Source organism: Kribbella soli (assembly GCF_004331345.1).
GTDB classification, from domain to species: domain Bacteria; phylum Actinomycetota; class Actinomycetes; order Propionibacteriales; family Kribbellaceae; genus Kribbella; species Kribbella soli.
In genome coordinates this window covers 2,555,005-2,578,710 of sequence record NZ_SJJZ01000001.1, presented here as the reverse complement: position 1 = coordinate 2,578,710, position 23,706 = coordinate 2,555,005, and the positions used below count along the sequence as shown (strand labels likewise).

The following is a 23,706-nucleotide window of genomic DNA, read 5'->3' as shown; positions in this document are numbered from 1 at the left end:
GTAGTTCAGTCCGCGCGCTGGATCGCGTACGGGACCAGATGGCGGTAGCCGCGGACGGCGACCCGGCGGAGGCGGTGGACGGCGTACGACGCGTGACCGTCGAGGGCGGTGGCGAGTTCGCGGTCGGCGAGGACCCGGCCGGGTTTGCATTCCGTGGTGAGACGGGCGGCCAGGTTGACCACCTCGCCGTACACGTCGCCGAGCCGGATCAGGATCGTGCCGTACGCGAGCCCGATCCGCAGCTCCGGAAGGTCCTCGTCGGCGTTCACCGCGTCCTGCAGCGCGAGCGCGACCGCGGCACCCTGCGCGGCGGTGTCAGCCACGAACAGCACCTCGTCGCCCATCGACTTGATCACCCGGCCGCCGTTCAGCGCGACCACGTCGGCGGCCGTGCCCTCGAACCGCTCGATCAGCTCCCCGAGCTCGGCCTCGGTCAACCGTCGCGTCAGGCGCGTGTAGCTGACGATGTCCGCGAACCCGACCGCCCGCACGCCACGCGCCAGCTCGTCGGACCCCGCCACCGCCCGCCCGGCCGCCGCGGCGAGGTGCCGGCGCCAGACGTACGTCTGCAGCCGCTCCATGGCCGGCAGCAACAGTCCCGCGACCTCGATCGACTCGTCCGCGGACAGCTTGGACCCACCGAGGAACTCCAGGAACATCGCCGACTGCCACGACGCCAGCCGGGACTGCGTCTGCCCGAGCTTGCGGGCCAGCGACGACTCCATGTCGGCCTCGATGAACCCGTCGTCCTCGAGCGCCGCGACCAGCCGCAACGCCTCGACGTCGTCGTCGGTGAAGGCCACCTCGTCGTCCGGCACGGTCGCGAACCCGAGCGCGTGCCACATCCGCTCGGCGCGCTGGCTCGAGATCCCGGCTCGCTCGGACACCTGGATCCGCGTGAACTTCCGCTCGCCCCCCAGCAGCGTCCGTTCGAACTCCCGGGTCAACCCGGCCAGATCCGGCGCCCCAGGGTCAGCGGCCACCGCGGCGCTCGGCGATGGTGGCGTCGATGGCGTCCCGGAACGCCGGCAACCGGCGGGTGAGGTCGTCGAACTTCTCCCGGGTGAAGTGCAGCAGCTGCAGCCGCGACTTCGCCGTCACGGTTGCCGTTCGCAACGTGTTCTTCCGGACCGCGACCTCGCCGGCGATGTCGCCCGGGCCGAGCTCGGCGATCTCCTGGCCCTTCTCGCGGACCGCCGCCGTACCGCTGAGAATCAGGTACGCCGCGTCCGGGGGTGTCTGCTCCAGGATCAGCGACCAGCCGGCCGGTACCGAGACCTCCTCGCCGGCGCGGAAGATGTCCCTGATGTCGCGTCCGGACAGATCCGCGAACAGCGGCAGGTCCCGTGGGGACGTCCTACCCAGTGCCACGTCGATCCTCCTCGTCGGCGGTCAGCCGATGTTTCCAGTCAGTAACTCTAACGGCTCGTCGACACCATGGTCACCCTGAGGTCCGAAACGCGGGCCGGAACGCGCCGAGACCAGGAGAACTGGCGGCGGTAACCACACGCCACCCGGCCCTTGTGACTGATGTGTGGGTGGTTTGACGAGTTCGGGGTGGTGCGGTGAACGGCGGGTGTGCATTTTCGACAGGAGGTGTCGGTTGGCTGGGTAGTGCACCTGCGCGTGATTGTGGTCGTGCTTACGGTGTCTCGCTGGTGCTCTACCTGTCGAGCTTGCACACGATCGGCCGCTGAGCGCGCCCGGTGAGCTCGTGGGACTGAGCCGGCAGTTCAGGTGCTAGGCCCCGCCACCCGTTGACCGTCCGGACAGGACGCGGTTACGGTCGACGGCAATCGATTTCTCGAACAGCTCTCTGCAACCGCCCGAGGAGACCCCGATGCGGAAACGATGGTTGCTCGTCCTGCCTGCCCTGATCGGAGCGGCCGTCGTGCCTGCCGACCAGTCCGCACCCGCCCAGGCAACGGCCGTGCCGTCGCCCGTCGAGCGGATCGCCAAGCTCACCGGTCCGGAGTCGATCAACGACACCGAGGCGCGCTTCGCCCTGAAGTCGACCGATCTCGGCATCCTCTGGGACAACGGCGCGGGCGAGATCCTCACCGCGTTCGGCGACAGCTACGGCAGCGGCTGGACCGGGCCGGGTGGCGGCGCCGGCGACCAGGCGACGATCGACTGGCGGTGCAACCTGCTCCTCCGCAGCAAGGACCGCGACCTGGCCGACGGCATGACGCTCGACTCGGCGGCCGAGGACCGGCCCGGTCATGCCAAGGAGTTCCTGCCCTGCAAGAAGATCGACCGCGACGAGCACACGGTGATCCCGACCGCGGGGATCGCGGTCGGGAAGCGCCAGTACGTGCAGTACATGTCGGTCAACTACTGGGGTCCGGCCGGCAGCTGGTTCACGAACTACTCCGGCTTCGCGTACTCCGACGACAACGGCGAGACCTGGACCAAGGACGCCGGCGCCCGCTGGCAGAACACCAAGGCCTGGGACGACAACTTCCAAATGGTTGCCCTGGTCAAGGACAAGGGTTACGTCTACATGATCGGTACGCCGAACGGCCGCTTCGGCAGCGCGCACCTGGCCAGGGTTCCCGAGCAGCAGGTACTGCAGAAGAAGGCCTGGCGATACTGGGACGGCCGGACCTGGTCGCCGCAGGAGTCGGCCGCCGTACCGATCGCGGTCGGCCCGATCGGCGAGGTGTCGGTGCAGTGGAACGCGTACACCGGCATGTGGTTGATGATGTACCTCGACGAGCACCGCGCCGCGATCGTCCTGCGCTCGGCGAAGGACCTCACCGGTCCGTGGAGCGGCGAACAGGTCGTTGTCAAAGGCACCGAGTACCCGGGCCTGTACGGATCGTTCATGCATCCCTGGTCGTCAGGAGCGGATCTGTACTTCACGATGTCCCAGTGGGATCCGTACAACGTTTTCCTGATGCGCACCAAACTCACCGACGACGGCCAGGTCACCAACCTGGTCACGGATCCCGGCTTCGAGAGCCAAACCAGCGGTACGCCGTCCGCGCCCTGGCAACTGAGCGGCACCGGCGGCATCGACCGCACCAACCTCGGTCACACCGGCACCAACAACGCGTTCGTCCGTGACTCGATCGGCACCCACCAACTCCAGCAGACGGTCGCCGTACGCCCGAATCACCGGTACCGCTTGTCCGCCTGGATCCGGACGGCGGACAACAACTCCGAGACGATGCTCGGCGTTCGCACGGTGCGCGGACGCACGATCGCGCAACAGACCGGCGGCGCGTACCCGCAGTACACGAAGGTCAGCGTCGACTTCGACTCCGGACGGGAGTCGTTGATCCAGCTGTACGGCGGATTCTTCGGTCACGGCCAGGACGTGTGGCTGCAACTGGACGACGTGGCGCTGGAGGAGATCCGCTAACTCGCGCGACGCCGGCGGCGGGTGGTTCGTGCGGTACGACGTCGTATCGGGCGGCGGGGGCCGACGAGGCGGGGACCGGCCAGGCGGTCCTCGAGACGGCGCGCCTCGCGGCGGATGGGCTGGGCGACGTACTCGCCGAGGATCAGGCCCGAGGCGAGTGCGACGCCGATCGCGACCGCAGTCGTGAGGCTGACGATGCCGATCAGCTGACCGACGGCCATCAGCTCGTAGAGGCCCTTGTAGATCGTCAGCCCCGGCAGCAGCGGGATCGAGCCGGCGACGACCACGACCAGCGGCGGTACGCCGGTCCGTCGACCGCTGGAGTAGCCGCCCAGGCCGACGACGAAGGCCGCGGCGGCAGTGGACCAAGCCGGCCCGAAAGAGGCTCTGGTCATCAAGGTGAAGATCAGCGAGGCCAACGCCCCCATCACGGCGACCGGCAGCAATGCCCGGAGGGGCGCGTACGACGCGTAGGCGAACGCGACCGCCATCACCGAGCCGGAGACCACCATGATCGGGAGGTTCGCCAGCTGGATCGTCTGGGGTTCGATCCCGACGTTGAGACCGAACTTCAGCCCCAGCGCGAGCCCCAGTGAGACACCGGCGATGATCCCGCCGGTGAGCAGCATCGCCTCCAGACTCCGGGCCGCGGCAGTCACGTAGTACCCGGTGATCGCGTCCTGCACGGCACCGGTGAGGGCGATCCCGGCCAGCAGCATGATGATGCCGGCGGCAACGACCAGGGACGGTTTCACCGGCGCGTGGACGGCGTACAGGACCAGCGCGACCGCGGTCGCCACGAACGCTCCGGCGACCTGCTGGTAGAACGCGGGCAGCCGCTGCCGGCTGAACCACCGGTTGTTCAGGTCGATCACGATCGCGGTCAGCACCGCCAGCAACGTGATCAGCCAGCCGCCGCCGAGCAGCAGCGTCGCGCCACCGGCCATCACACCCCAGGCGAGCACCGCACTCCACCGCGGGTACGGCGGACCGGCCGACGTCAGCCGGGCGAGCTCGCGCGAGGCCTCCTCGCGGGTCACGTCGCCGCGGGCGAGGTGTCGTACCAGCCGGTCGACGTCGGTCAGCCGGGAGAAGTCCTGGGACCGGTAGCGGACCAGCCGGATGTGCGTCTCGGGCGCGACGTCCGGCGCGGCCTGGTACGAGACCGCCATCGAGGTGAACGTGATGTCGACCTCGCAGCCGCGCAGTCCGCCGGCCGCGGTGACACCGAGGATCGTCGCGGTCGCGTCCGCCGTACCGGCGCCGCTGGACAGCAGCACTTCACCGACCCGCAAGGCCAGGTCGATGGTGGCGTAGACCTCCCGCTGCTCGTCAGGCTCCATCTAGTAAGCGATGCGCCATCGCGAGGTCGGTGATCAGGATGTTGACCCAGCCGCCGAGCAGGGCCGCGCGGATCGCGGAGTACTTGCGGTCACCGCCGGCCACCCCGATCCGGCGCGGCACCGCCAGCAACTCCTTCGCGGTCACCCCGATGACCCGCTGGTCGAACGTCGAGCGCACAAGCTTTCCCTCTTCGTCGAAGAACCGGAAACACACGTCCCCGACGGCACCGAGCCGGCGCAGCTCGTCCTGGTCGGCCTCCGCGACCGCGTTCCCACTGCGCTGCAGCAGCGGCGAGGGCTCGAGGCTGCCGATCCCGACCAGGGCGTCGGTGAGCTGTCCCCAGGTGCCCAGAACGTCCCGAACGGACACGTCGTTCATCATCGCCCGGCGTACGGCGGGCGTCCCGACCAGCCCGGGAGCCGGCAGGTAGACCGGCATCCCACCGGTCAGCTCGGCGAACCGCGCGGTCAGCCGGGTGGCCTGCATCTGCACCGCGGCGTCACCCAGCCCGCCGACGATCTGGACCACCTTGTCCACCACCGGCACGCTCTTGCGCGGCATCCGGTCGACCGCGCTGATCAGCGTCTCGCTCCAGGACGAGATCCCGACCACGTGCCCGCCGGTGAGCGTCATGTCCAGGTACGCCGCCGCGCCCGAGCCGAGCGCGGGCAGTACGTCGTCCCCCACGCCGAGGGTGTCGACGACGACCGCGTCCCGCAACCCGTACCGGCCCTGCAACTCGTCCTCGAGGTCGCTGTGCACGCCGCTCGGCATGGTCACCACGGTGTGCACGATGCCGACCTCGACGGCCTGTTTCAGCATCCGGGAAACGCGCGCCTGGGACAGGTTCAGCTCGGCGGCGATCTGCGGCTGGCGGATGCCCTTCTCGTGGTACATCCGCGCCACCTTCGCGAGCAGCCGCAGCTCGTCCAGCCCCGGCTGGCGCACCGCGCGGTTCGCGTTCACCTCGACCCCCCTCGCAACGTTCGGGACTAAGGACTATAGGTCAGGCAGACAGAGGTAGACCCGAGGCGCTCCCCCAGGATCGGGGATCGGGGAGGTCGGAGTGTCGCGTTTGCCGGTTGCGACAACCGAGCCGTCGCGGGGGTCGACGATCGTGTAGGTGAGCGGGACGGTGTCGTCGAACACCATCACCGGCCCGCCGTTCTCGCGGTATACGAGCAGCATCCCGTCGGCCCCGCTCAGCGCGCGTCCCGAGATCGTCCGGGTCCAGTCCGGAACCATGTCGGTGGTCGGCAACCCGTCCACGATCTTCCCGAGCAGTCCGACGTACGTCGACCCTTCGAAGTCGATCGCCTCGCGCCAACCCGCCCCCGGCGCGAGGAAGAACTCGGAGTGCCCCGGCTCCTCCGCGTGCAGCCGCCACTGCCACAGGCTGCCCGCGCCGTAGACGACGCCCATCGTGCCACCCGCGCACAGGTTGCTCCACGCCTCGTGGCCCTGCCACCAGCCCTCGGCTACGCCGGTCCGGCCGGTGTGCTCGTACGTCGGTTCGCCGTTCGCAACCGCCTTCATGGGCTCGTTCCGCCACATGTCCGCGACCCGCTCCGGCACGTGTTCGCCGAGGTGCCCGGTCTGACACCACTGGAAGTCCAGCCAGTCCGCGTCCTGATGCGCTCTCGCGCGGATGTGCGGCCGGTAGTGGATCCCGGTCGGCTGCTCGTAGCAATCCACCGCCTGCACCTCGGCACCACCGGCCGCGGTCTGCGGTTCCGCACCGGAGCCGTCGCCGCCGACCAGGTAGATCGCCGGCCGAGCGCCGTACCGCGCGACGAGATAGCGGCAATAGGCGGCGTACTCCGATGGCGGTACGACGGTGCCCGCGACGTCGAGGCCCTTCCAGCCGAAGCCTTGGAACACCGGCTGCAGGACCGGGACCAGGCCGTGCTCGACCAAGATGGCGAGCAGCTCGTCGAGGTACTGGAAGTACTCGACGTTCATCCGGTTCAGGTGACCGTCAGCGAGATCCTCGAAGCCGACCGCGAACCCCTCGTCCTGGGTCCGGTCGCGCGGCCCGACGGCATGCATGTCCGGTTGGACGCTCATCAGCAGGACCGCATTGAAGCCCTTCGCCTGCCGGTCGGCGGCGTACTCGCGGACCTGGTCAGGAGTCGCCCGCCACGGCAGCGCCCACGCGGTGTCGGCGACGAGGATCGCGGGAGTCCCGTCGGCGTGCACCAGGCTGCGGCCACCGGGCGACATCCGCCAGAACCCGTGCCGGTAGAACGGGTTCGCCTCGTCAGCGTCCGCCGGACGCACCTCGAACTCACCGCTCTCGCCAGCGCCCTCCGCGCCGTGGGTCCAGCGCCAGCGGCCCGCCTCCGGCGGCGCGAAACGGACGCGGTGCACGTCCGCGCCGTCCCAGAACACCGGGCGCCGGAGGACGAGACCGCTCTCGTGGGTGAACTCCACCCACTCCTCGGCAGCGGACAGCGTGAGTTCGACTTCCTGCCAGACGGATGAGATGGACATGACACTCCCGGAGTGCTGGTTGCCGTTAAGCTGATTGTGAGAAGAACACACGTGCTCTGGGGTCGGTGAAATTCCGAGCCGGCGGTGACAGTCCGCGACCCGTGACTTCGTGAGAAGGAGCGGTTGACCCGGTGGAACTCCGGGACCGACGGTGAAAGTCCGGATGGGAAGATGCACGTGGCAGTTTCACGTCCCCTGATTCCAGGGTGCGTGAGGCTTGTCGTTGCCCCGGAGTGCTCACGAATGCATTGCCGAGAGGACAACGATCGTGAACACCGTGACCAGCCTGGACACCATCGAACATGCCGTGGCTGAGCTCGCCGCCGGACGGCCGGTCGTGGTCGTCGACGACGAGGACCGCGAGAACGAAGGCGATCTGACCTTCGCCGCGAGCCTCGCGACGCCCGAGTTGATGGCCCTGCTCGTCCGTCACACCAGCGGCTACGTCTGTGCGCCGGCGGCGCCGGAGATCCTGGACCGGCTCGAGCTGCCGCTGATGGTGCCGAACAACCAGGACAGCCTGCGGACGGCGTACACCGTGTCGGTGGATGCGGCGACCGGTGTCGGGACCGGCATCTCCGCCGCGGACCGGGCCTGGACCGTCCGCGTGCTGGCCGATCCCTCGGCGCAGCCCGCGGACCTGATCCGGCCCGGCCACATCCTGCCGTTGCGCGCCGTCGACGGCGGTGTCCGGCAGCGGCCCGGTCACACCGAGGCCACTGTCGAACTCGTCCGGCTGGCCGGACTGCCACCGGTCGGCGTGATCGGCGAACTGATGAACGACGACGGCACGCTGATGACCGGCGCGGACCTGCGCGCGTTCGCCGACGCTCATGGCTTCGCGATGATCTCGATCGCCGATCTCGTCACGTACCTGTCGTGACCAGCTTGCGCGCGGCGTCGGCGATGCCCTCGGGGGACAGGCCGTACCGGTTCAGCAGGTAGCCGGCCGACCCCGTGGGCGCGAACTCGGGGAACCCGAGGATCGACACCCGCGCCGGATGATGCTGTACGACGGTCTCGGCGACCGCACCGCCGAGACCGCCACCGGACACCGCTTCCTCGGCGGTCACGATGCCGGCCGTCTCCCGCGCGGCCGCGACCACGGCGTCGGTGTCCAGCGGTTTCACCGTCGGCATCGACAGCACCCGTGCCGAGATCCCTTCCTCCGCGAGCCGTTCGGCAGCGGCCAGTGCCCGCCACAGCACGGTCCCGTTGCTGATCAGCGTCACATCGCTCCCGTCGCGAACCGTGATCGCCTTGCCCAGCTCGAACTCGTAGTCCTCGGCGTAGACCTTCGGAACGCTCATCCGGCTGACCCGGATGAACACCGGCCCGTCCGACGCCGCCGCCCAGCGCAACGCCGCCGCCGTCTCGATCGGGTCGGCCGGAACGATGATCCTCATATTGGCGATCGCGCGCAGCCAGGCGATGTCCTCGACCGAGTGGTGCGTCGGGCCGAGTTCGCCGTACGCGACGCCGGGGCTCATGCCGCAGAGCTTCACGTTGGTGTTCGAGTACGCGACGTCGGCCTTGATCTGCTCGAGCGCACGGCCGGTGAGGAAGCAGGACGCCGCCGAGACGAACGGGATCCGGCCGCCGTTGGCCAGCCCGGACGCGACCCCGACCATGTCCTGCTCGGCGATGCCGACGTTGATCAGCCGGTCCGGGAACGCCTTGCGGAAGCTGTTCAGCTTGCTCGACCCGACCGAGTCGTTGACCACGCCAACGATCCGGTGGTCGGCCTCGGCCAGCTCGGCGAGCGTCTCGACGTACGCGTCCCGGCAGTCGTACCGCGGCTGGTCCGCGATCGACGTGTGCACCATGGTCACAGCCGCCCCCTGTCGTAGCGCGCCAACTCGGTCAGCGCCTGCTGGTACTCCGCCGCATCCGGCACCCGGTGGTGCCAGGCGACGTTGTTGCTCATGAACGAGATCGGGTGGCCCTTGTGGGTGTGGGCGATCACGAACGTCGGCTTGCCCGGCCGGAACGGTACGGCGGACAGCACGTCGAGCAGCTCGCCGTGGTCGTGACCGTTCACCTCGACGACCGCGAACCCGAACGCGGCTGCCTTCTCCGGCAACGGGTCGAGGTCGTTGGTCTCCTTGGTGGTCGCGCCCTGCTGCAGCCGGTTCCGGTCGACGATCACGGTCAGCCGGTCCAGCTGGTACTGCGAGGCCGCCATCATCGCCTCCCAGTTCGAGCCCTCCTGCAGCTCGCCGTCGCCGACCAGCACATAGGTACGGCGCAACGAGACGTCGAGCTTCGCCGACAGGGCATGACCGACCGCGACCGGCAGGCCGTGCCCGAGCGGACCGGTGTTGGCCTCGACGCCGGCGACCTTGTTGCGGTTCGGGTGCCCGTTCAGCGCGGACAGCGGCTTGAGGAACGTCGCGAGGTCCTCGACCGGCAGGAACCCGAACGCCGCCAGCGTGGTGTAGAGCGCTCCCGCGACATGCCCCTTGCTCAGGATGAAACGGTCCCGCTCGGGGTCGTTCACCGTCGCGGGCGAGATGTCGAGCACAGCGCCGTACAGCGTGGCCAGGATGTCGATCGCGGAGAAGTCGCCACCGATGTGCCCGGCGCCGGCGTGGTGGACCAGCTTGAGGTCCTGGATCCGGATCTGCTTCGCGGCCTCGGCGATGTGTGCGATCTGCTCGGCGCGACTGCTGTGCACCGGCAGCCGTCCGAGCACCGGCATCGTGGTGTGTTCGACGGTCAGCGTCATGCCAGTTCCGCCATCGAACTCAGCAGCACCTTCTGGACCAGCTTCTGCGCGGCGAGCGCGTCGTGCGATGCCTGTGCGGCGGCGAGGGCTTCGTCGTCCAGTACGTCGAGCGCGTGGTGGATCGCCTTGAGGAAGGTGATTGCCTGCTTCGCGGCCTGGACGCTGTCCTCGCGGAACGGGAACTGGTCGAGCTGCCAGACGCCCTCCCAGTTGTTCTTGCGCAGCGTGTGGAAGAACTCGAACGTCTCCACCAGGTGCACCGAGCCGACCACCATGTCGTCGTCCCAGCCGCGCAGGTTGTCGTTGACGTCGATCGCGAACAACCGGCCGTAGTCGATCGCCAGCTGCGCCGCGTCGGCCGGCGTCTCCTGGCCGTACAGCGAGTGGCCGAAGTCGAGCAGGATGCCCAGGTTGGGCAGGCCGATCTTCTCGATGCCGAGCAGCGTCCGGGCGACGTTCGGGAAGATGATCTTCACCCGCGGCTCGCGCGGCTTGTACTCGATCACGAAGTTGATGTCCGGATGCGCGCTCACCAGCTCCTTGAGCCCGTCCAGCGCGAGGTTCCAGATGTCGTGGTAGTTGACCTGGAACGGGTAGTCCCAGCCGTCCTGCCCCGGCCACAGCTTCACGTACGAGCAGCCCAGGTCCTTGGCGAGTTCGGTTGCCTGGTGTAACAGCTCCAGCGCCTGCTTGCGGACGGCGGGGTCCGGGTTCGTCAGCGAGCCCTTGACGAAGTCGCGGGTGTAGATCTCCGGCGTGATCGCGATCGCCTTCAGGTTGTTCCGCTGCAGCGCGGCCTTCACCTCGTCGAGCGTCCCGTCGTACCCGGCGAACGGCCAGTTCAGGTCGACGACGGACAGGTCGCCGACCGCACCGGCGCGGTCGATCTGCTCGAGCAGTCCGACGGGATCGCCGTACCCGTCGGTGGCATAGCGGTCCTTGTACGTCGCGAAGTGCCAGATACCTGCGCCGAAGACCGGCATGTCAGTCATGTGTTCCTCCATATGTGATCAACCCTTGAGCGAGCCGGCAGTGAGTCCGCCGACGATCCAGCGCTGCAGCAGCGTGTAGGCGATGAGGATCGGCACCACGGCAATCAGGATGCCCGCCGCGAGACCGGTGTTGTTGTTGGCGAACTGGCCCTGGAAGTTCAGCAGCCCGACCGGGATGGTCTTGTGCGCGTCCGAGTTGAGCAGGATCAGCGCGAACAGGAACTCGTTCCAGGTCGCGACCGCGTCCAGGATCGCCACCGTGACCAGGGCCGGGACCGACAGCGGCAGGATCATCGTGAAGAACACCCGCCAGTCGCCGGCGCCGTCCACCCGCGCGGCCTCGATGATCTCGTCCGGGAGCTGCCGGAAGAAGGACTGCAGCACCAGCACCTCGAACGGGATGCCGAACGCCAGGTAGGGCCCGATCAGCCCGAAGATGCTGTCGGTCGCACCGGCCGAGCGCATCATGATGAAGACCGGGACGATCGTGATGTAGATCGGGATGGTCAGCCCGAGGAACACCGTGAACATCACCGTCCGGCGGAACTTCATCCGCAGCTTGGCCAGCGCGAACCCGAGCATCGCCGACACCAGCACACCGAGCGGCACCTTGATCAGGGCCAGGATCGCGCTGTTCTTGTACGTCGTGGCGAAGTTGCCGATCCCCCACGCGTCCTTGAAGTTCGCCCAGGTCAGCTGATCCGGCCAGGACAGCGGCCCGTTCCCGATGAAGTCGGCCAGCGGGCGGACCGCGGTGATCACCAGCAGTGCCAGCGGCGAGATCCAGAAGAGCGCTATCACCGCCAGGACCAGCGTCATCACCAGACCACGCTTGGTCCTCGGCGTCTTCGCGGGCTCGACGGACTCGAGCGGAACGTCAACCTGAACAGGTGCAGTCAAGGTCATGACGCCTCCTTCGTCTGCGAGCGTACGTACGGGATGCCGACCGCGATCGCGACGAGCGTGATCACGACGGCGATCGCGGTGCCGTAGCCGGCCTGGTAGTACTGGAAGACGTTGAAGTACATCCACGTCCCCATCACCTGCGTCGACGTACCCGGGCCGCCGTACGTCATCGCGTAGATCATGTCGAAGACCTTGAACGAGTCGATCAGCGACAGCGCCAGCACGATGTAGTGCGCCGGCCGCAGGCTCGGCATCGTCACGTTCCAGAACTGCTGCCATTTCGTCGCGCCGTCGACGGTCGCCGCCTCGTACAGCTCGTTCGGGATGCTCTGCAGCGCGGCCAGGTAGAGCAGCATCGGGAAGCCGGTCCGCAACCAGATCGCCGGCACCATCACGGCCCACAAAGCGGTCGAGTCCTGCCCGAGCCAGGCCTGTGCCAGACCGTCCAGGCCGATCAGCCGCAGGAACGAGTTGATCGCGCCGTACTGCGGGTTGTAGAGCCAGCCCCAGATGCTCGCGATCGAAACGAGCGGCAGGACGGCGGGCGTGTAGAAGATCAGCCGGAGGACCGGCTTGCCGTGCACCTTCCCGTTCAACGCGATCGCCAGCAGCAGACCGATAACGGTCGGCACGGCGATCGTGACCACGGTCCAGATCAGGTTGTTCTTCACCGCGGTCACGACGACCGGGTCACTGGGCATCTTGAGGTAGTTGTCCAGGCCGACGAACTTGTACGTCGCGCTCAGGCCGTCCCAGTTGGTCAGGCTGAACCACAGCGACGACACCGCCGGATACACCAGGAACCCGACGTACACGATGAGCGCGGGCAGGGCGAACAACCACGGTGACCAGCGGCCGCCGCGTTTTGGTTTGGTGAGCGCGACTGTCGTTGCCATGCTCAGCTCTTCGCCCAGGCGGAGACGATCTCCTGCATCTTCTTCGCCGCCGCGTCAGGCTTGACCGATCCCTGCAGCAGATCGCTCTGCACGCTGAAGTACTGGTCGGCCTGCTTCTTCGGGAACGCCTGGTCCTGGATCGTGTAGAACGGGTTGCCGCCGTACTTCTGCGCCCACTCGGCCGCGAGCGGCAGCGTCTTCGGGTCGGGCTCCGCGCCCTTGACCGTGGAGGCGGTGACGTTCATCGCCTTCTGTGTCGCGGGCTGGACGATGAAGTCGATCAGCGCGGCGGCCTTGTCGGCGTTGCCAGTACGAGCGTTGATCATGTAGCCCTCGACGAAGCCGGAGTGCCGCGCCGGCGTCTTGTCCGTGGGCAGTTCGAAGTTGCCGAACGCCGACGAGCTCTTCTTGGCCGCGAGGATCGCGCCGGCCTCGGTCCACGGCCCGGTGATCGTGTACGCCGTCTTGCCCTGGACGTACCACGGTTCGACGTCGGACGGGTCGAGAGCGAGAGCGCCCTGCGGCAACCACTTCTTGTCCTGCCACTTCTTGAACAGCGTGAACGCCTCGACCACCTCGGGCCGGTCCCAGCTCTCGGCGCCGGTCAGCAGCTTGTCGTGCAGCTCCGGGCCGGCGGTGTGCTCGAGCAGGTACTCGAACAGTCGCATGATGTCCCAGCCGTACTTCCCACCGAGCCCGCACGGCGTGACGCCGACAGCCACCAGTTTGTCGTTCACAGCCTCGAGCTCTGCGTACGTCGTGGGTGCCGCACTGACCCCAGCCTTCGCGAACAGCGACTTGTTGTACCAGGCACCGATCCCGAGCGAGATGAACGGCACTCCGGACTTCACGCCCTCGAACGTCATCCCGCCGATCGCCGTGGTGTTGATCTTCGAGTCCCAGCCGTACTTGGAGTAGTACGGCGACAGGTCGAGTGACTGCTTGGCCTTCGCGAACGGCGCCCCGATCTGACCGCCCCAGATCCGCCAGACGTCCGGACCCTTACCGCCGAGCAGCTCGGTGCGCAGCTTGTCCGGATACACGGCGGCGCCCGAACCGGGCAGGCTGTCGACCGTGGTCGTCGTTCCGTTCTGCTCGTCGAACTTCTTCACCTGCGCCTTGAGCAGACCGATCGTCGAGTCGTCCTCGTAGGTGAACAATCGCAGGTTGTTCGACGCTGCCTGGGTGGCTCCCGCGCCGGTCGACGTACCGCCGCCGGTGCAGGCGGACAGACCGGCGCCGAGTGCGGCGGCGGACGTGAGACCAAGGAAACCCCGGCGGGTGACGTTGCTCATTGCGTGCTCCTTTGGCGGGCGAAGCGGCGGATCTTGGCGAACATGTCCTCCAGCAGGAAGCGGACGTCGACCTGCTCGCAGACCTGGATGGGGTTGTCGGTGCCGGGCAGGTACCAGCCGTCGACACCGAAGCGCGGCGCCGGACGGGTCCGGAAGTTGCCACTGTGCGGGTAGAGCATCAGGGAGATGGCAGGCGAGTCGCCGAGGGAGCGGGACTCGATCGGCTCGCCGTGGTACGTCGCGTTCCACTCGATCAGCTGCTCGATGAGGTACTTGCCGAGCGGGCCCGCGTCGCCGATCTTCTCCTCGAGCTCCGCGTAGCTGACCGAGACCTTCGTGTAGACGTCGCTCGGGACCTGCCAGACCGTGATTCCGGACCCGAACACCACGTTGGCGGCGTGGATGTCGTTGGACAGGTTGAACTCCATCCGGTGGTCGGCCGCGTAGCCGTTGTAGCCACGCCCGCCGATCCAGACCACGATCACGTTTCGGTGCACGAGCTCCGGGTCGAGCAGGATCGCCGACGCCATGTCGGTGATCGGGCCGAGGAACGACACGAACAGCGGATCGCCTTCGGAGGCCAGCTTGGACTCCTCGATGATCAGCCGGGCGCCGGGCGAGTCGAGCGGGGTCTGCTCGTCAGGGATGCCGGTGGCGGCGCCGTTCGCGACGGTGACCTGGCCGGTCAGGTCCATCAGGTCCAGCAGCAGGTCGATCTCCTCGCGGGACTCCTCCATGCTGCGGTCCGACCGGCGGGTGCCGAAGTGCGCGGGGATCAGGCCGCGGACGTCGAAGGTCGGCGACAGCAGCCCGTGCACGATCGCGAACTGGTCGTCCGCCTCGTTCTTGGCATCGGTGTTGATGATCACCCGGCGTCTACTCGGCCTCACGCGCTCTCCTCCGACTCTTGGTACGAATAGATATTCAGTAGTGCATAGCCTGTCGCCATGAGTGTCACCACGCGGCTAGAGTCACGTCAAGAGCTCGGTTGAAACTTGGAGGGGCGATGGTCCAGGCGGTACTCGCGGTCGACCAGGGAACGACCAACTCCAAAGCCGCCCTGGTCACCGCCGACGGCCAGGTCCTCGCAACCGGCTCCGCCCCGGTCGGACTCTCCACGCCACGCCCGGGCTGGGTCGAGCAAGACGCCGACGACCTGTGGCAGAGCGTCCTAACCGCAATATCCACCTGCTTGGCCTCTGCTGCGGTCGAGGTCGTCGGACTGGCGCTCTCGACCCAACGGGAGTCCGTCGTCGGCTGGAACCGGGCGGGTGAGCCGGTCGGACCCGTCCTCGGCTGGCAGGACGTTCGGACCGCCGAGTGGTGCGCCAAGCTCCCCTCGGCAGTCGACGATCTGGTCCGCCGACGGACCGGACTGCGCGTGGACGCGATGTTCTCCGCACCCAAAATGCGCTGGCTCCTCGATCGATCCGACGCGTACGTCGGCACCGTCGACGCCTGGTTGATCCATCGACTGACCGGTTGCCAGGAGCACCTGACCGAGGCCGGGAACGCCTCCCGGACATTGCTCTACGACACGGTCGAGCTCGACTGGTCGGCGGAACTGCTCGAGGCGTTCAACGTACCCCGGGCGGCGCTTCCCGACGTACGGCCGTCGAACGCCGGCTTCGGAGTCACGAACGGCGTACCGGGGCTGGCCGACGGGATCCCGATCGTGGCTGTGCTGGCGGACTCACATGCGGCGATGTACGGGCAGGGCTGCACGCAGGCGGGGATGGCGAAGGCGACGTACGGGACCGGCTCGTCGGTGATGACGCCGGTCGCGGGCTTCGTGGCGAGCGGGTGCACGCTCGCCTGGTTGACCGATCGACCCGTGTACGCGCTCGAAGGAAACATCGTGTCGTCCGGGGCCGCGCTCGCCTGGACGGCGGATCTCCTCGGTCTGCCGGATGTCGGCGCGTTGACGGCGCTCGCGGCGACCTTCTCCTCAGCGGAGGGCGTCGTACTGGTGCCGGCCTTCGCTGGCCTCGGGGCGCCACACTGGGACCGCGAAGCGCGGGCGGCGCTGACCGGGATGAGCAGTTCGACCACACGGGCGCACATTGCGCGGGCGGCTGTCGATGCGGTCGCTCACCAGATCTGCGACATCACGGACACCATCCCCGGCACGCTCAGCAGTCTCCGCGCGGACGGCGGCGCGACGGTGTCCGGTCTTCTCATGCAGACGCAGGCGGATCTGCTCGGTCATCCGGTCGAGGCTGCCGACGTACCGGAGATCTCCGCCCTGGGGGTGGCCGAGCTGGCCTGGACGACACTCGGTGAGACGACCGACTGGGCCGGCAAACGGTCCTTCCGGACGTTCGAGCCCGGTCCCGACGCCGGCGATCGTGGCCGGCGTCGAGCCGAGTGGGCCCAGGCAGTCGCCTCGGTGCGCGTCAGGCCAGCTTGATCCGGAACACGGCCAGCCGGGCGTCGTGGCCGTCGACGCTCATCGGGATCGCCTTGGTCCCGACCAGGTCGAGGCGGACCGTACCGTCGCCGGGCAACCAGTTGATCCTGTCGATGCCCTTGGCAAACACCTTCTGCTCGGCGCCCTGGCCGGTCGCCTGGTCGTAGCCGGGGTTGTTGGTGTCCGCGGTCCAGATCACCAGGTGACCGTTGGCGTGGTGGGCGATCACGCGCTCGCGGTGCAGCTTCTTGTGCAGCTGCCACTCGTCGCGGAGGTTCGGGTTGTTGTTGCCGTTGTAGGCGCCGGCGATGTAGTGCGAGTTGATCAGCGCGAACTTCAGGCCCGGGTGCGCGGTGTGCTCGACGACCACCTCGTTGATGAAGCGCGGCGGAGTCACGTTGGCGATACCGCCGTGGACGAACGTCTGCTTCGAGTTCACGATCTTCCACGGCTCCGGGACCGAGATCGGGACCCGGAACGACTTGGGGTCGCGCAGGAACGCGTTCCGGTACTTGCCCCCGAAGTGCCGCGTGATCATCGGCACCTCACCCGAGTCGCCCTCACCGATCTCCTGCCAGCCGACGAACGGCCGGTTGCCCGGGTCGCCACCACGGACCGCCCGGATCGCCGCCTCCCGAGCGTCGAGGTGCTTGCGTCCGATATTGGCCGTGATCACCGGCAGCCGAAACCACCCGGTCCCGGCCGCAGCTCTCGACGCCTCCTCCGCCGGCCGAGCCGCTGATGCCGACTGGGCCGCGGCTACCGAACCGAGCGTAGCCGCGCCGGCCAGCGCGCCACCCCCGAGCAACAGAGCCTGCCGTCTACTGATCCTTTGGGCCATGACCACCTCCGCAAGAGTCCGGCACCGTGGCCGGAGGGCGTATGTCTTGTTGACGGGCTACGACGTAGCCAACCTCACAGCCGTTCCACCGAGGTGTTGGAGATCGCTTTCCGTTACAGGTTGACGGGAGGTTTTCGCCCACCTATGGTTACGGTCACAGGCTGCGGAAAGCCCTTTCCCAGGCTCGGAGGGAGGCGCGCATGTGTGAGTTCGAGCCCGGACCGGCCGTGGCGCTGCCGGGCGGTATCGGCATCTCGAAGCTGACGGTGTACGACATCGAGGCTCCCGACGGCCTGGTCGGCGGTGCGCCGCATGTGCACCTGGCCTGCTCCGAGGGGTACTACGTGGTCGCCGGCACCGGCGCCGTACAGACCCTGAACACGAAGGGTTACGCCGAGACCCCGTTGCAAGCCGGCACCGTCATCTGGTTCGACCCGGGCACGATCCACCGGCTCGTCAACGACGGCGGTCTGCAGATCCTCACCCTGATGTCCAACTCCGGACTCCCCGAGGCCGGCGACGCCGTCCTGACGTTGCCGCCCGAGCACCTCACCGACCGCGCGGCGTACCTGCGGGCAACCACCCTGACCGGCGAGGGCGAGGACCGTACGCCGTCCGCGATGGCCCGGCGCGACCTCGCGCTGCAGGGGTACGCCGTACTGCGGGAACGGTACGAAGCGGAAGGACCCGCGGCGCTGGACGACTTCTTCGCGGCCGCGATCCGGATCGTGCAGCCGCAGCTCGCGGACTGGCGCAAGCGCTGGGAAGAGGGCGCCCGCCGGCTCGCGGACGAGACCGGCGCCGCGCTCGACGCGCTGGCGGCCGGCACCGCGCCGCATCTGCAGTCCGCCGAACTCCACCGACTCCCCACCCCCACCGAGTTCGGCCGGCACGGTATGTGCGGCCGCCTCGACGTTTATGACACTCGAGCGCGAGAGGCAAGACTGTGAACGAGCGACGCATCGGCATCGTGATGAACGGCGTCACCGGCCGGATGGGCCTGCGCCAGCACCTCGAGCGTTCCATCGTGGCGATCCGGGAGCAGGGCGGAATCCCCGCTGCCGACGGCACGATGATCATCCCCGAACCGATCCTGGTCGGCCGCAACGAGCTGAAGCTGCGCCGGATCGCCGAGCAGTACGGCCTGGAGCGGTACACCACCGACCTGGCCGAGGCGCTGGCCGCGCCGGACGTGGAGATCTACTTCGACTCGCAGCTCACCCAGCTCCGCGAGAAGGGCGTCCGGGCCGCGGTCGAGGCCGGCAAGGCGATCTACTGCGAGAAGCCGATCGCCGAGAGCCTGGACGCGGCCGTCGACCTGGCCAAGCTGGTCCTCGACTCCGGCCTGAAGAACGGCGTGGTGATGGACAAGCTGTCGCTGCCCGGCCTGCGGAAGCTGAAGCGGCTGGTCGACGGCGGGTTCTTCGGCCGGATCCTCTCGGTCCGCGGCGAGTTCGGCTACTGGGTCTTCGAGGGCGACTGGCAGGAGGCGCAGCGGCCGTCCTGGAACTACAAGTCCGAAGAGGGCGGCGGCATCATCCTGGACATGTTCTGCCACTGGCGGTACGTGCTCGACCAGATGTTCGGCGAGGTCAAGTCCGTGTACTGCCAGGGCGCGACACACATCCCGACCCGGGTCGACGAGAACGGCGACGAGTACGCCGCCACCGCGGACGACGCGGCGTACGGCGTGTTCGAGCTCGAGGGCGGGATCGTCGCGCAGCTGAACTCGTCCTGGGCCACGCGGGTGTTCCGCGACGAGCTGGTCGAGTTCCACGTCGACGGGACCGAGGGGTCGGCGGTCGCCGGCCTGCGGAACTGCCGCGCCCAGCACCGGTCCGCGACGCCGAAGCCGGTGTGGAACCCGGACCTCCCGGTCACCGAGAAGTTCCGCGACCAGTGGGCGACGGTGCCGGACAACGAGCCGATGGACAACGGGTTCAAGGTGCAGTGGGAGATGTTCCTGCGGCACGTGGTCGACGACGCCCCGTTCACCTGGGACTTCGTCGAGGCCGCCAAGGGCGTCCAGCTGGCCGAGCTCGGCCTCAAGTCCTGGCACGAGGGCCGCAAGCTCGAAGTGCCCACCCTCGACCTCGGGATCCACTGATGACGCTGGAGCTCCGCCTCCCGTCCGATCCGGCCGAGGGCGGCGGACTGGAGAGGTATCCCCTCGTCGGTCAGCCGGTTGCTCAGGGCACCTATTCGCCGGCGCGCTCGCGGCTGGCGTTCGCGGCCGCGCATGTTGTCGCCGACCCCTTGGGCGACAACTCGCCGGGCGCGCCCGCGGTGATCGACTGGGAGCACACGCTGGAGTTCCGGCGGCACCTGTGGTCGCTCGGATTGTCGGTCGCGGAGGCGATGGACACCGCGCAACGCGGGATGGGCCTCGATTGGAAGGCCACCCAGGAGTTGATCCGCCGCTCGGCGGCCGAAGCACCCGACGGCCGGATCGCGGTCGGCGTGGGCACGGACCAACTCGCCACCGACGGCACCCATCCCCTCGACGCGGTCATCGCCGCCTACGAGGAGCAGCTCGCCGTCGCCGAGGACGCCGGCGCGCAGCCGATCATGATGGCCAGCCGCGCGTTGTGTGCGGCAGCGGAGTCCCCCGACGACTACCGCAAGGTGTACGACCGCCTGCTCACGCAGTCGACCCGCCCGGTCGTCCTGCACTGGCTGGGATCGATGTTCGACCCCGCACTCGACGGCTACTGGGGAAGCGCCTCGGTGGACGCGGCCGCGGACACCGTCGTCGAGCTGATCAACGACAACGTGTCAAAGGTCGACGGCATCAAGATCTCGCTCCTCGACGCCTCGAAGGAAGTTGCTCTGCGCAACCGCCTCCCCGAGGGCGTCCGGCTCTACACCGGGGACGATTTCAACTACCCCGAACTGATCCGCGGCGACGGCGAACGGCACAGCGACGCACTGCTCGGAATCTTCGCCGCGATCGCACCGGCGGCAGCGGCTGCTCTCAAGGCGCTGGACGACGGTGACCTGGAGACCTACGAAAAGGTGTTCGCGCCGACGGTCCCGTTGGCCCGGCAGATCTTCTCCGCACCGACGTACTACTACAAGACCGGCATCGCCTTCCTGGCCTGGCTGAACGGGTTCCAGCCCGGGTTCACGATGGTCGGTGGTCTGCAGACCGGACGGTCGCTGCCGCATCTGGCGGACACGTTCCGGCTCGCGGACCAGGCCGGCGTACTGACGAACCCCGAGCTGGCCGTCGACCGGTTCCGGCAACTGTTGCGCGTGAGCGGGATCGACGCGTGAACAGGTACAGCCTCAACCAGGCGACCACGAAGTACTGGCCGCTCGAGGACGTCGTCGGAGCGAGCGCGAAGGCCGGTCTGGAATGGATCGGGCTGTGGCGCGAGCCGATCCAGGAGTACGGCGTCGACAAGGCTGCTCGTCTTGTCGCAGACGCAGGTCTCAAGGTCTCCTCGTTGTGCCGCAGCGGATTCTTCACCGCGACCGACCCGGCCGAGCGGAAGGCGAAGATCGAGGACAACCGGCGCGCGATCGACGAGGCCGCGACGGTCGGTACGTCGGTCCTCGTGCTGGTCAGCGGTGGGCTGCCGGCCGGATCACGTGACCTCGACGGTGCCCGCGGCATGGTGCGCGACGGGCTCGCCGAGCTGGCGCCGTACGCCGAAGAACGCGGTGTCACGCTGGCGGTCGAGGCGCTGCACCCGATGTTCTGCTCGGACCGGTGCGTGGTGTCGTCGCTGGGCGGCGCGCTCGACCTCGCGGAGCAGTTCCCAGCCTCGCAGGTCGGCGTGATCGTCGACGCGTACCACCTGTGGTGGGACGCGGACGTGTACCGGCAGATCGAGCGGGCCGGCGAGCGGATCGTGTCGTACCAGGTCAGCGACTGGGTGGTCCCGCTACCTGCGGACACGCTGCTCGGGCGCGGCCTGATGGGCGACGGTTCGATCGAGCTGCGCCGGCTGCGCGAGGCCTGCGACGCGGCCGGGTACGACGGACCGATCGAGGTCGAGATCTTCAATCAGCAACTGTGGGACGCGCCGGGACAGGAGGTCTTCGACCTGGCGCTGGCGAGGTATCAGGAACACGTTCTCTGACAAGGAGCTACCTGTATGACTGACCGGACCATTCCTGCCGACGGAATCGGCATGCACCTCTACACGATGCGCGATGTGCTGGCCGACGACTACTCGGGGACGCTGAAGCGGCTCGCCGGGATCGGGTACCGCACAGTGGGGGTGAGTGGGCGGTTCGACCACAGCGCCGCGGACATCCGTGGGTTCGCGGACGACGCCGGGCTGTCGATCGTGCTGGAGCACGTCGGGTACAAGCGGCTGAGCGACGACTGGGCCGGCGCGCTGGCCGACGTACAGACGCTCGGGGCGCAGTGGGCCGTCGTACCGTCGATTCCTTCCGAACTGCACTCGGTCGAGGGCTTCAAGACCGCCGCGGCCGCGTTCACCGAGGCCGGGAAGGCGGCGCGGGACGCCGGGCTGAAGCTGCTGTTCCACAATCACGGCCGGGACTTCGACGAGGTCGACGGGCAGGTGCTGTACGACATCCTGCTGGGCGTGGACCCGGAGCTGCTCGGGTTCGAGCTGGACCTGTACTGGGCGGTCGACGGCGGGCACGACCCGGCGAAGCTGTTCCAGGAGCACCCCGGCCGGTTCCCGGCGCTGCACGTCAAGGACATGGCCGAGGACGGGTCCTGGGAGGACGTCGGGGCCGGGAAGCTCGACTTCGGCGCCATGTTCGCGCACTCCGAGTCGGGTGGCGTGGAGCAGTACCTGGTCGAGCACGACAAGCCCACGGACGCCTGGAAGTCGGCCGAGCGCAGCTACCGCGGACTGACCGAACTCCGGTACTGAATCCTGTGACAACAAACGCTTAACCGGGTCAGCTGTGGATACGTCTGCTCACGCCTGGTGAAATCGGCCTATTCTCAACGGGTGCAGAACGAGCCCGCTGTCCGGCTGTCTGCCGTCCGTCGCCTGTACGAGGTGAGTGCGCGGATGGGCGCTGGGCGCAGCCTTGCCGAGACGCTGCAGGCGGTCGTCGACGGTGTGGTGAACGGGCTCGGTTTCGGCATCGCCGTACTGAACCTGCGGCACCCGGACGGGAAGTTCGAGGTGATCGCCGTCGCCGGGTCGCCGGAGGCCCGGGCGGCGCTCCTCGGAAAGGTGAGCGCGGCGGACCTGTTCGACGCCGAGTTCGCGATCGCGGACGCGTGGGGCAAGCTCCGGTTCGTGCCGCACGAGCGGCTCCCGGAGGGTGAGGTGACCGGCTGGGTGCCCGACGTACCGGTGTCCGACGCACCGGACGCGTGGCACCCGCTGGACGCCTTGTTCGCGCCGCTGTACTCGTCCGACGGCGACCTGGTCGGGATGCTGTCGGTCGACCTGCCCGAGGACCAGCGCCGGCCGGGTCCGATCCATCGGGAGCTGCTGGAGATCTTCGCGACCCAGGCCGGGCTGGCGATCGACAAGGCGCGGCTGACCGATCGGCTGCTGGCCGAGAAGACCCGGCTGGAGGCGAGCGAGGCGACGTTCCGGCTGGTCTTCGAGGGCGCCGGGAACGGGATGGCGACGGTCGCGTTCGACGGGCCGGAGCTGGGCCGGATCCTGCGGGTGAACGACGCGTTCTGCCGGATCACCGGCTACGCCCCGGACCAGCTGCTCGGGACGCGGCTGGTGAGCTTCCTGCGGGACGAGGAGCCGGACCAGACCCGGGTCGAGCTGGAAGAGGTTGCCGCCAGCAACGGTACGTACCGGTTCGAGCGGGTGTTCACGCAGCCGACCGGCAACGCGATCTGGCTCGCCGGTACGGCGGCGCTCGTCACGCAAGGCGCCGGGCTGCCGCGGATCCTGCTGGTGCAGATCGACGACGTGACCGCCCGCAAGGACGCCGAGCGCGAACTCCGCCACCACGCCGCACACGACCCACTCACCGGCCTGCCGAACCGCCGGCTCCTGCAGCACCGCTTCACGAAGGTCCTCGAGCAGACCCGCGCCACCGGCCGCCCGGGAGCCCTGCTGTTCTGCGACCTCAACCACTTCAAGCTGGTCAACGACGGCTACGGCCACGAGGCCGGCGACCGCGCCCTCCGCGAGATCGCAACCCGCCTCAGTACGGCGGTCCGCCACGGCGACACCGTTGCGCGGCTCGGTGGCGACGAGTTCGCCGTACTGGCCGAAGACATCACCGGCGACGACCTCACCACCCTCATCACCCGCCTCGAAACCGCCGTCAGCCGCCCCCTCCCCAACATCGCCGTCCAAGTAACCACCAGCGTCGGCACCGTCCCCATCACCCCCATCACCACCGACCTGGACGCCCTCCTCCACGAGGCCGACCAAGCCATGTACACCGCCAAGAACCGCCGCCCCTAGCGCTGTCCGGTGGGATGTGATTGAAAGGACCCAGTCGTAGGACCTGGGGGAGCA

The 23,706-nt window shown here is 68.4% G+C and carries 21 protein-coding genes, 1 pseudogene and 1 riboswitch; of the genes and pseudogenes, 9 read left to right on the top strand and 13 right to left on the bottom strand.

From position 1 onward, the window contains the following. Nucleotides 1-5: 5 nt before the first annotated feature. Both E0H45_RS12970 and E0H45_RS12965 read right to left on the bottom strand, forming a co-directional pair. Complete coding sequence (locus E0H45_RS12970; RefSeq protein ID WP_131337355.1) at nucleotides 6-983, bottom strand: adenylate/guanylate cyclase domain-containing protein; 978 nt, start codon at nucleotides 981-983, stop codon at nucleotides 6-8. Then, nucleotides 973-1,371, bottom strand: a complete 399-nt coding sequence (locus E0H45_RS12965; RefSeq protein ID WP_131337353.1) for a cyclic nucleotide-binding domain-containing protein — start codon at nucleotides 1,369-1,371, stop codon at nucleotides 973-975. The genes E0H45_RS12970 and E0H45_RS12965 overlap by 11 nt, the downstream gene beginning before the upstream one ends. A 469-nt stretch (nucleotides 1,372-1,840) precedes the next feature. Here E0H45_RS12965 and E0H45_RS12960 point away from each other — a divergent pair, with 469 nt between their 5' ends. Continuing rightward, nucleotides 1,841-3,367, top strand: a complete 1,527-nt coding sequence (locus E0H45_RS12960; protein WP_131337351.1) for a DUF4185 domain-containing protein — start codon at nucleotides 1,841-1,843, stop codon at nucleotides 3,365-3,367. On the opposite strand, the gene E0H45_RS12955 is transcribed toward E0H45_RS12960, so the two are convergent. The 3 genes from E0H45_RS12955 to E0H45_RS12945 are packed head-to-tail and all read right to left on the bottom strand — an operon-like array spanning nucleotide 3,364 to nucleotide 7,204. Further along, nucleotides 3,364-4,710 carry a threonine/serine exporter family protein gene (locus tag E0H45_RS12955; RefSeq protein WP_131337349.1) on the bottom strand — a complete coding sequence of 449 codons (1,347 nt, stop codon included), beginning with the start codon at nucleotides 4,708-4,710 and terminating at the stop codon, nucleotides 3,364-3,366. The genes E0H45_RS12960 and E0H45_RS12955 overlap by 4 nt on opposite strands. Continuing rightward, nucleotides 4,700-5,677, bottom strand: a complete 978-nt coding sequence (locus E0H45_RS12950) for a sugar-binding transcriptional regulator (RefSeq protein ID WP_202871043.1) — start codon at nucleotides 5,675-5,677, stop codon at nucleotides 4,700-4,702. The genes E0H45_RS12955 and E0H45_RS12950 overlap by 11 nt, the downstream gene beginning before the upstream one ends. A 33-nt stretch (nucleotides 5,678-5,710) precedes the next feature. Then, the gene (locus E0H45_RS12945; protein WP_131337347.1) at nucleotides 5,711-7,204 is read right to left on the bottom strand and encodes a glycoside hydrolase family 140 protein; all 1,494 of its coding nucleotides are present in this window, start codon (nucleotides 7,202-7,204) and stop codon (nucleotides 5,711-5,713) included. 47 nt (nucleotides 7,205-7,251) lie between these two features. Then, nucleotides 7,252-7,385: riboswitch (FMN riboswitch) on the top strand. A 96-nt stretch (nucleotides 7,386-7,481) separates the two neighbouring features. On the opposite strand from E0H45_RS12945, the pseudogene ribB reads away from it, so the two are divergent. After that, nucleotides 7,482-8,078 (top strand): annotated as a pseudogene (ribB, locus tag E0H45_RS12940) (3,4-dihydroxy-2-butanone-4-phosphate synthase); the annotation flags it as partial. Here ribB and E0H45_RS12935 read toward each other — a convergent pair. The 7 genes from E0H45_RS12935 to E0H45_RS12905 are packed head-to-tail and all read right to left on the bottom strand — an operon-like array spanning nucleotide 8,071 to nucleotide 14,911. Beyond that, nucleotides 8,071-9,030, bottom strand: coding sequence for a transketolase family protein (locus E0H45_RS12935; protein WP_131337784.1), 960 nt, complete (start codon nucleotides 9,028-9,030; stop codon nucleotides 8,071-8,073). The pseudogene ribB and the gene E0H45_RS12935 sit on opposite strands and share 8 nt — an antisense overlap. Before the next feature lie 2 nt (nucleotides 9,031-9,032). Further along, a complete protein-coding gene (locus tag E0H45_RS12930) occupies nucleotides 9,033-9,932 on the bottom strand; it encodes a transketolase (RefSeq protein ID WP_131337343.1) in 900 nt (299 codons plus the stop codon). Further along, a complete protein-coding gene (locus E0H45_RS12925) occupies nucleotides 9,929-10,924 on the bottom strand; it encodes a sugar phosphate isomerase/epimerase family protein (RefSeq protein WP_131337341.1) in 996 nt (331 codons plus the stop codon). The genes E0H45_RS12930 and E0H45_RS12925 overlap by 4 nt, the downstream gene beginning before the upstream one ends. An 18-nt stretch (nucleotides 10,925-10,942) precedes the next feature. Further along, nucleotides 10,943-11,830 (bottom strand): carbohydrate ABC transporter permease, encoded by an 888-nt coding sequence (locus E0H45_RS12920; protein WP_131337339.1) that lies wholly within the window; start codon nucleotides 11,828-11,830, stop codon nucleotides 10,943-10,945. Further along, complete coding sequence (locus E0H45_RS12915; protein WP_131337337.1) at nucleotides 11,827-12,726, bottom strand: carbohydrate ABC transporter permease; 900 nt, start codon at nucleotides 12,724-12,726, stop codon at nucleotides 11,827-11,829. The genes E0H45_RS12920 and E0H45_RS12915 overlap by 4 nt, the downstream gene beginning before the upstream one ends. A gap of 2 nt (nucleotides 12,727-12,728) precedes the next feature. Continuing rightward, entirely contained in the window at nucleotides 12,729-14,021 is a 1,293-nt protein-coding gene (locus E0H45_RS12910; protein WP_131337335.1) for an ABC transporter substrate-binding protein, read from the bottom strand. After that, a complete protein-coding gene (locus tag E0H45_RS12905; RefSeq protein ID WP_131337333.1) occupies nucleotides 14,018-14,911 on the bottom strand; it encodes a nucleoside hydrolase in 894 nt (297 codons plus the stop codon). Before E0H45_RS12905 ends, E0H45_RS12910 begins: the two co-directional genes overlap by 4 nt. Before the next feature lie 116 nt (nucleotides 14,912-15,027). Between E0H45_RS12905 and E0H45_RS12900 the strand changes: the two genes are divergently transcribed. After that, on the top strand, nucleotides 15,028-16,431 hold the full coding sequence (locus E0H45_RS12900; RefSeq protein WP_131337331.1) for an FGGY family carbohydrate kinase: 1,404 nt from the start codon (nucleotides 15,028-15,030) through the stop codon (nucleotides 16,429-16,431). Here E0H45_RS12900 and E0H45_RS12895 read toward each other — a convergent pair. Continuing rightward, nucleotides 16,418-17,272 (bottom strand): hypothetical protein, encoded by an 855-nt coding sequence (locus E0H45_RS12895; RefSeq protein ID WP_131337329.1) that lies wholly within the window; start codon nucleotides 17,270-17,272, stop codon nucleotides 16,418-16,420. The two genes, E0H45_RS12900 and E0H45_RS12895, sit on opposite strands and share 14 nt — an antisense overlap. Nucleotides 17,273-17,472: 200 nt before the next feature. Between E0H45_RS12895 and E0H45_RS12890 the strand changes: the two genes are divergently transcribed. The 6 genes from E0H45_RS12890 (at nucleotide 17,473) to E0H45_RS12865 (ending at nucleotide 23,652) form a co-directional block, all read left to right on the top strand. After that, entirely contained in the window at nucleotides 17,473-18,222 is a 750-nt protein-coding gene (locus E0H45_RS12890) for a cupin domain-containing protein (protein ID WP_131337327.1), read from the top strand. Then, complete coding sequence (locus E0H45_RS12885; protein ID WP_131337325.1) at nucleotides 18,219-19,379, top strand: Gfo/Idh/MocA family protein; 1,161 nt, start codon at nucleotides 18,219-18,221, stop codon at nucleotides 19,377-19,379. Before E0H45_RS12890 ends, E0H45_RS12885 begins: the two co-directional genes overlap by 4 nt. Then, nucleotides 19,379-20,548: a dihydrodipicolinate synthase family protein gene (locus tag E0H45_RS12880; protein ID WP_202872272.1), complete on the top strand. Its 1,170-nt coding sequence runs from the start codon at nucleotides 19,379-19,381 to the stop codon at nucleotides 20,546-20,548. The genes E0H45_RS12885 and E0H45_RS12880 overlap by 1 nt, the downstream gene beginning before the upstream one ends. Beyond that, nucleotides 20,545-21,360: a sugar phosphate isomerase/epimerase family protein gene (locus tag E0H45_RS12875; protein WP_131337323.1), complete on the top strand. Its 816-nt coding sequence runs from the start codon at nucleotides 20,545-20,547 to the stop codon at nucleotides 21,358-21,360. Before E0H45_RS12880 ends, E0H45_RS12875 begins: the two co-directional genes overlap by 4 nt. A gap of 15 nt (nucleotides 21,361-21,375) precedes the next feature. Then, the gene (locus E0H45_RS12870) at nucleotides 21,376-22,131 is read left to right on the top strand and encodes a sugar phosphate isomerase/epimerase family protein (protein ID WP_131337321.1); all 756 of its coding nucleotides are present in this window, start codon (nucleotides 21,376-21,378) and stop codon (nucleotides 22,129-22,131) included. A gap of 81 nt (nucleotides 22,132-22,212) precedes the next feature. Further along, nucleotides 22,213-23,652: a diguanylate cyclase domain-containing protein gene (locus E0H45_RS12865; RefSeq protein ID WP_131337319.1), complete on the top strand. Its 1,440-nt coding sequence runs from the start codon at nucleotides 22,213-22,215 to the stop codon at nucleotides 23,650-23,652. The last annotated feature ends 54 nt before the right edge of the window (nucleotides 23,653-23,706 follow it).